Source organism: Acetatifactor sp. (assembly GCF_982438285.1).
Genome location: NZ_CEWDFQ010000176.1, coordinates 1 through 6,455 on the forward strand (window position 1 = coordinate 1; position 6,455 = coordinate 6,455).

Here is a 6,455-nt window from a genome sequence, read left to right on the forward strand (position 1 = left end):
GCAATAGAAATATTGCAGGGGACTTTTTCGTTCAGGAAAACAGGAAGGAAGGAAAGGAACATGAAAATCACATTGAAGGATGGCTCTGTAAAGGAATATGCAGAGAGCAAAAGCGTTTATGAGATCGCCCTTGACATCAGCGAGGGGCTGGCCAGAGCTGCATGCTGTGCAAAGGTGGATGGAAAGGTTGTGGATTTGAGAACTGTTTTGGACCATGACTGTGAGCTGAGCATTTGTACGGCAGCTGATAAGGAGGGACTGGCGGCTCTTCGGCATACTGCCTCCCATGTGCTGGCAGAGGCGGTAAAGCATTTGTTTCCGGAGGCAAAGCTGACCATCGGACCCAGCATAGAGGAGGGCTTTTACTATGATTTTGATCACGCGCCCTTTTCCAGAGAGGACTTAGACCGTCTGGAAGCGGAAATGAAAAAAATTGTGAAGGCAGGAGCGAAGCTGGAAAAATTCACCCTTCCCAGAAAAGAAGCCATAAAGCTTATGGAGGAGAGAAACGAGCCCTACAAGGTGGAGCTGATAGAGGAGCTTCCTGAGGGGGAGGAAATCTCCTTTTACAGACAGGGAGATTTTGTGGATTTGTGCGCGGGCCCGCACCTGATGAGCACGAAAGGAGTCAAGGCATTTAAGCTTACTTCCTCCTCCATGGCATATTGGAGGGGGGATTCCAGCAAGGCAAGGCTTCAGCGTATTTACGGTACTGCTTACAGTAAAAAGGAGGAGCTTGCGGCGCATCTGGAGCGTATGGAGGATGCAAAGCGGAGAGATCACAATAAGCTGGGGCGTGAGATGGAGCTGTTTACCACTGTGGATGTGATCGGCCAGGGACTTCCTCTGTTTACGCCAAAGGGCACTAAGATGATCATGAAGCTTCAGCGGTGGATTGAGGACTTGGAGGATAATGAGTGGGGCTATGTGCGCACCAGAACTCCCCTTATGGCTAAGAGTGATCTGTATAAAATATCAGGGCACTGGGATCATTACAAGGAAGGCATGTTTGTGCTGGGAGATGAGGAAAAGGATAAGGAGGTGTTCGCCCTTCGTCCCATGACCTGTCCCTTCCAGTATTATGTTTACAAAAATACCCAGAAATCCTATCGTGACCTGCCCTACAGAATGAGTGAGACCTCTACCATATTCAGGAGCGAGGACTCCGGAGAAATGCACGGACTGACCCGTGTGCGCCAGTTTACCATCAGCGAGGGACATCTGGTAATTCGCCCTGATCAGGCGGAGGAGGAGCTGAAGGGCTGCCTGGATCTGGCCTACTATGTGCTCTCCACCCTGGGACTGCAGGAGGATGTAACCTATCGTCTTTCCAAGTGGGATCCCAACAATAAAGAGAAATACCTGGGGGATGACGATTACTGGAATAAAACCCAGGACGCCCTCAGAGAGGTGCTCAGGGAGAAGAACGTTCCCTTTACGGAGGCCGACGGGGAGGCTGCTTTCTATGGGCCCAAGATTGACATTCAGGCAAAAAATGTGTACGGCAAGGAAGACACTATGATCACCATTCAGCTTGACTGTGCCATTGCGGAAAATTTTGATATGTACTATGTAGACCAAAATGGCGAAAAGGTGCGGCCCTACATTATTCACAGAACCTCCATGGGCTGCTATGAGCGCACGCTGGCATGGCTCATTGAAAAATACGCGGGGAAATTCCCCACCTGGCTGTGTCCCGAACAGGTCCGGGTGCTGCCTATTTCCGAGAAATATGAGGAGTATGCAGATCAGGTGCTGAAGGAGCTTAAGTCCAGAAAGATTGACGCTTCGGTGGATAACCGGTCGGAAAAAATCGGTTTCAAGATCAGAGAGGCAAGGCTTGCCAGAGTTCCTTATATGCTGGTGGTGGGACAGCAGGAGGCCGAGCAGGGACTGGTGTCTGTGAGGAGCCGCTTTGCCGGAGATGAGGGACAAAAGCCTTTGAGCGAATTTTTAGAGCAGATTTGTGAGGAAATCCGCACCAAGGCAATCCGCAAGGAGGAAATTCAGGAAGAATAAAAATAGAATTTTTTGAATTTAATATAAAAAGCCGGGCAGACTAAAAGAGACATACTGATCCTTATGTCCAAGTCTATCGTCTGCGCTGCTTCCGTAGGCTTGAGGAAAGAAGCAGCGCAGAAGGAGGTTTGCTATGGCTGAATTGAAATGCGGAGTGGAAAACTGCACCTACAATGAAAACTGTTATTGTTCTAAGGGTGATATCATGGTGGGCGGAAAACATGCCTGCAGCTGTGATGACACCTGCTGCGAAAGTTTTGCTCAAAGAAGAGAGGGACAAGATTCTTATACCAGTTCCCTGTCTCATCCCAGCAAGATCATCAGCATTGACTGTGAGGCGGTAAAATGCGTTTATAACAGCAATTATAAATGCGTTGCGGATCACGTGGACATCAAGGGCTCCGGAGCCTGCGACTGCCGCGAGACAGCCTGTGCTACCTTTAAAGAACGTTAGAGGAGCATGGGCAGAACAGTAACACAAGCGTCGGAGAGCATCCGGCGCTTTTTTCTAAGGAGCTTTCCTTGTTTGACACGGGTGTGGAAGCGGAATTTGGAGATCGCTTTCTCACGCTGTCTACCTGTTCCTATCAGGTAGAGGACGGGCGGTTTGTTGTGGTGGCAAAAGAGGTGGAGCCGGGAGATCAGTTTTTGGAAATCCAGGATTGAGGTGTTTTATGTGCTTCTTGACAACTTCAGGAACAATGGAGTTATAATGGAAGTGCAAATGAGAAAGGAAGAAGGACCGATCATGGAGCTTGTGGGGCATATTTTGTCAAAATCCTTAAGCGTCGTGGGAATTTTATGTTTTGCTGCAGTGTGCGTTTTATTGATCTTTCTGCTTGTTTTGCTGGATACGCTGCGCCGCAGAAGAAAGATCAGGAGGTTTTTAAAACGGCATCAAGAGGCGGCGGTTCTTATTGTGTATGCCAGGGATCCGGCCCGGAATTATGCGGAAATTGCGTGTGAGGAAGGAGAGGCTTCCCCGGTATTTTACATAAATGTTCCCTTTGGTTCGGAAACCAGGAAAGGGAAGGGCTGTTATGTGGCGCCTGGCTCTGTTAAGATAACGATCATTCTTCACTGCCCGGGAAGCAGGCCGGAGGGGAGAGCCAAACGCAACATTTCTGGCCATTTCGTTTTTACCGCAGAGCCGGAAGTTATTTACGATGCTGTGTTTGATACGGTAAGCGGCAGGTTTGTGCTCATTCAGAGGAATGGACAGACGCCCGGTTCTGTATTACAGCAGAACGAAAGGCAGGAAAATGAGCTGCAAGGGACTGCCGGGCGCAATCCCAAAAGAAAAAATATTTGGGATAATCCGGGAAAAACAAGTATCACGGCTGAGTTTTACAGGCGGGAGATAAAGCGAGTGACAATCCTTAGCGCCATGCTATTTCTGCTGATGCTTTATCTGGTGTTTTGGGCGGGACTGCCCTACTATTGTCTGCTCCTGCCGGCCTTTGTTCTCCTGTTTGCTTTGATCAAAATGTTCACTGTGGGCACAAGGAAATTCCAACATGTTTTCGATATCCTTTCCCCTCATCTGCAGGAGCGTATCCAGAGGAACTTTCAAAATCCCCATCCGGTGTATAAACTCTTTGGGGGAGAGGTGCATCTGCTGCCGGACTGTCTGGTTTTTTGCAGCGGCGGACTGCTATCAATGGTCCTTTTGGAGCAGATCGAAAGGCTCCAAAGCGTAAGGTACAGCGGCAGCCGGGGTCTGGCAAAGAGTCTTGTGATTAGGACAAATGCCGGAAAGAAGTACCAGCTGGAATTTGCAGGCATCCATATGAAAGAGCTTGCGGAGGTGGCTTCCTGGATCAAGGCCCAAAATCCCAGGATTTTTGAGGGATAATTTGGAGATTAATTTTTGCAAATTCGGGATTGACAAAGTGAAAATGTCATGCTACACTATAAAACGGTTCAAATGGAATAACAAGCAGAGTATCCACTCTCACCTTACGGCAGCTGAGCTTGTAAGCGTTTATATCTTATCTGCAGAAGCAGCAGACATTTTTTCCGGCGGAGTCAGACGAATCCGCTTAGTGCAGGGTAATGGCCGGGGATGAGAATTTTGGTGGATAGTTTTGCTATCCATTTTTTATTGTAAAATTACTGTTTTCTTATGGAGGTATAAGGCCATTAGCGATTTAATGATTAACGAACAGATCAGAGACAAAGAGGTACGCTTAATTGGAGAAAACGGCGAACAGCTTGGGATAATGTCTTCCAGGGAAGCGATGAGACTGGCAGAGGAAGCCGGATTGGATTTGGTGAAGATCGCTCCCACCGCGAAGCCTCCTGTTTGTAAGATTGTCGATTACGGCAAATTCAAGTACGAACAGATCAGGAAGGAAAAGGAAGCCAGAAAGAAGCAGAGGACCATTGATGTAAAGGAGATTCGTCTGTCTCCCAACATTGACACCAATGACCTGAACACGAAGGTGAATGCAGCAAGAAAGTTCCTCACCAAAGGAGATAAGGTGAAGGTAACCCTTCGTTTCCGCGGCCGTGAGATGGCACATATGAATAACAGCAAGCATATTTTGGATGACTTTGCCGGTAGTCTGTCTGATATTGCGGTGGTGGAAAAAGCTCCCAAGGTAGAGGGAAGAAGCATGACTATGTTTTTAACTGAAAAACGTTAGTTGGTACAGTTAAAATAGATTAAGTAAATTTTAGGAGGAACCCGTTATGCCAAAAATGAAGACAAGCAGATCAGCAGCTAAGCGCTTTAAAGCTACAGGATCAGGTAAATTAAAGAGAGCGAAAGCCTATAAGAGCCATATCTTAACCAAGAAATCCACCAAAAGGAAACGTAATCTCAGAAAGCCTGCGATTACGGATGCGACCAATGTTAAGAATATGAAGAAGATTTTACCTTATTTATAATTGAGGTTAGGAGGAGAATAAGACATGGCAAGAATTAAAGGTGGCTTAAATGCCAGAAAGAAACATAACAGAGTGTTAAAGCTTGCAAAAGGCTATAGAGGAGCAAGAAGCAAGCAGTATAGAGTGGCAAAGCAGTCGGTGATGAGAGCGCTTGCCAGCTCCTATGTGGGAAGAAAGGAAAGAAAGCGCGAATTCAGACGCCTTTGGATTGCACGTATCAATGCTGCCGCAAGAATCAACGGCTTGTCCTACAGCAAATTTATGTATGGACTGAAGCTTGCAGGTGTTGATATCAACAGAAAGATGCTGGCAGAGATGGCCGTAAACGATGCTGAAGGCTTTAAGACGCTGGCAGAGCTGGCAAAGACAAAAATTGCGTAACAGACGGCGCCTGGCGGAGTAAGTCCGCCGGGTGTTTTTTGTGGCAGAATTTGATTTGATGGAGAAACGATGAAGCTTATTTTTTTTGATATAGACGGTACAATTATTGACGATGAGAAAAAGGAAATGTCCCAAAGCACCAAAGAGGCTATAGAGCAGGCCAGGAAAAATGGACATATCTGCGTGATCAATACGGGCAGAACCTGGAAGCTGGTAAATGGGAAAGTGACAAAATTTACAGAATTTGACGGTTATGTACTGGGGTGCGGAACCATGGTGACTTATCAGGGCCAGGTTCTTTTGCATGAGAGCTTTTCTGAGGCCTTTTCCCGCAGGATCATAGAGGCCCTGGACAGATATAAAATTGACGCGGTGCTGGAGGGGGCGGAAAATAATTTTAAAGACAGCCCCCAGCGGATTCATTATGAGAAAGCTCGTGGTTTTATGGCGGGGTTTGGGGGGATGAAATTTTGGGGCTTTTAAGAGGGGCCCCGTGATTTTTGTAAGGTTTATGCCTATGTGGAGGATCCGCAGAGCATAAGAGCCTTTTCGGAGGAGTTTTCCCAGGAGCTTTCTGTTGTGGATCGGGAACAGGGTTTTTATGAGATTCTGCCAAAAGGGATTTCCAAAGCTACAGGGATGCAGTTTCTGGCACAAAAGCTTGGGATTTCCATGGAGGATACTGTGGCATTGGGCGACAGCAGCAATGATATTCCCATGCTGGAATGCGCTCATACAAGCATCGCTATGGGAAATGGAGTAAAAGCGGTTTTGGAGATGGCAGATTATGTCACTACCGATGTGACACAGGATGGAATCAGGAACGCCTTAAAGTGGCTGGGGGTCATATAGCCCCCGGCCTTTTTGTCTGCAAAAAGGAAAAGAGCACAAAAAAATGGAGATAGCGAGACTCGAACTCGTGACCTATACGTTGCGAACGTATCGCTCTCCCAGCTGAGCTATATCCCCATGAAGTGCAAATATAAAAGAAAAAGCAGATAACGGGAGTCGAACCCGCCTTTCCAGCTTGGGAAGCTAGCGTTCTACCGATGAACCATATCTGCAAAAAAGAAAAAGTGGAGCATATGGGATTCGAACCCACGACCTTTTGAATGCCATTCAAACGCGCTCCCAACTGCGCTAATGCCCCAGTGCTTATATAC

At 47.3% G+C, this 6,455-nt stretch carries 7 protein-coding genes, 3 tRNA genes and 1 pseudogene; 8 read left to right on the forward strand and 3 right to left on the reverse strand.

Going from position 1 to position 6,455, the window contains the following annotated elements; translation table 11 throughout:
• The first annotated feature begins 60 nt into the window (after positions 1–60).
• The 8 genes and pseudogenes from thrS (at position 61) to AC1WIP_RS09690 (ending at position 6,144) form a co-directional block, all read left to right on the forward strand.
• Complete coding sequence (gene thrS, locus AC1WIP_RS09655) at positions 61–2,019, forward strand: threonine--tRNA ligase (protein WP_481141644.1); 1,959 nt, start codon at positions 61–63, stop codon at positions 2,017–2,019.
• Between the two features lie 133 nt (positions 2,020–2,152).
• Positions 2,153–2,473: a DUF1540 domain-containing protein gene (locus AC1WIP_RS09660; protein WP_481141645.1), complete on the forward strand. Its 321-nt coding sequence runs from the start codon at positions 2,153–2,155 to the stop codon at positions 2,471–2,473.
• A 68-nt stretch (positions 2,474–2,541) separates the two neighbouring features.
• Positions 2,542–2,685 (forward strand): hypothetical protein, encoded by a 144-nt coding sequence (locus AC1WIP_RS09665; protein ID WP_481141646.1) that lies wholly within the window; start codon positions 2,542–2,544, stop codon positions 2,683–2,685.
• 58 nt (positions 2,686–2,743) lie between these two features.
• Entirely contained in the window at positions 2,744–3,874 is a 1,131-nt protein-coding gene (locus AC1WIP_RS09670; RefSeq protein WP_481141647.1) for a hypothetical protein, read from the forward strand.
• 298 nt (positions 3,875–4,172) lie between these two features.
• Positions 4,173–4,667, forward strand: a complete 495-nt coding sequence (infC, locus tag AC1WIP_RS09675) for a translation initiation factor IF-3 (RefSeq protein ID WP_318704938.1) — start codon at positions 4,173–4,175, stop codon at positions 4,665–4,667.
• Between the two features lie 46 nt (positions 4,668–4,713).
• Entirely contained in the window at positions 4,714–4,911 is a 198-nt protein-coding gene (gene rpmI, locus AC1WIP_RS09680) for a 50S ribosomal protein L35 (RefSeq protein ID WP_318704939.1), read from the forward strand.
• Positions 4,912–4,935: 24 nt separating this feature from the next.
• Positions 4,936–5,292 carry a 50S ribosomal protein L20 gene (rplT, locus tag AC1WIP_RS09685; protein ID WP_318704940.1) on the forward strand — a complete coding sequence of 119 codons (357 nt, stop codon included), beginning with the start codon at positions 4,936–4,938 and terminating at the stop codon, positions 5,290–5,292.
• Positions 5,293–5,361: 69 nt separating this feature from the next.
• A pseudogene (locus AC1WIP_RS09690) lies at positions 5,362–6,144 on the forward strand (HAD family hydrolase).
• A gap of 44 nt (positions 6,145–6,188) precedes the next feature.
• On the opposite strand, the gene AC1WIP_RS09695 reads toward AC1WIP_RS09690, so the two are convergent.
• The 3 genes from AC1WIP_RS09695 to AC1WIP_RS09705 form a co-directional block, all read right to left on the reverse strand.
• Positions 6,189–6,261, reverse strand: a tRNA-Ala gene (locus AC1WIP_RS09695).
• A gap of 24 nt (positions 6,262–6,285) precedes the next feature.
• Positions 6,286–6,356 (reverse strand) — tRNA-Gly (locus AC1WIP_RS09700).
• A gap of 13 nt (positions 6,357–6,369) precedes the next feature.
• Positions 6,370–6,442: transfer RNA gene (locus AC1WIP_RS09705), tRNA-Ala, on the reverse strand.
• Positions 6,443–6,455: the final 13 nt, after the last annotated feature.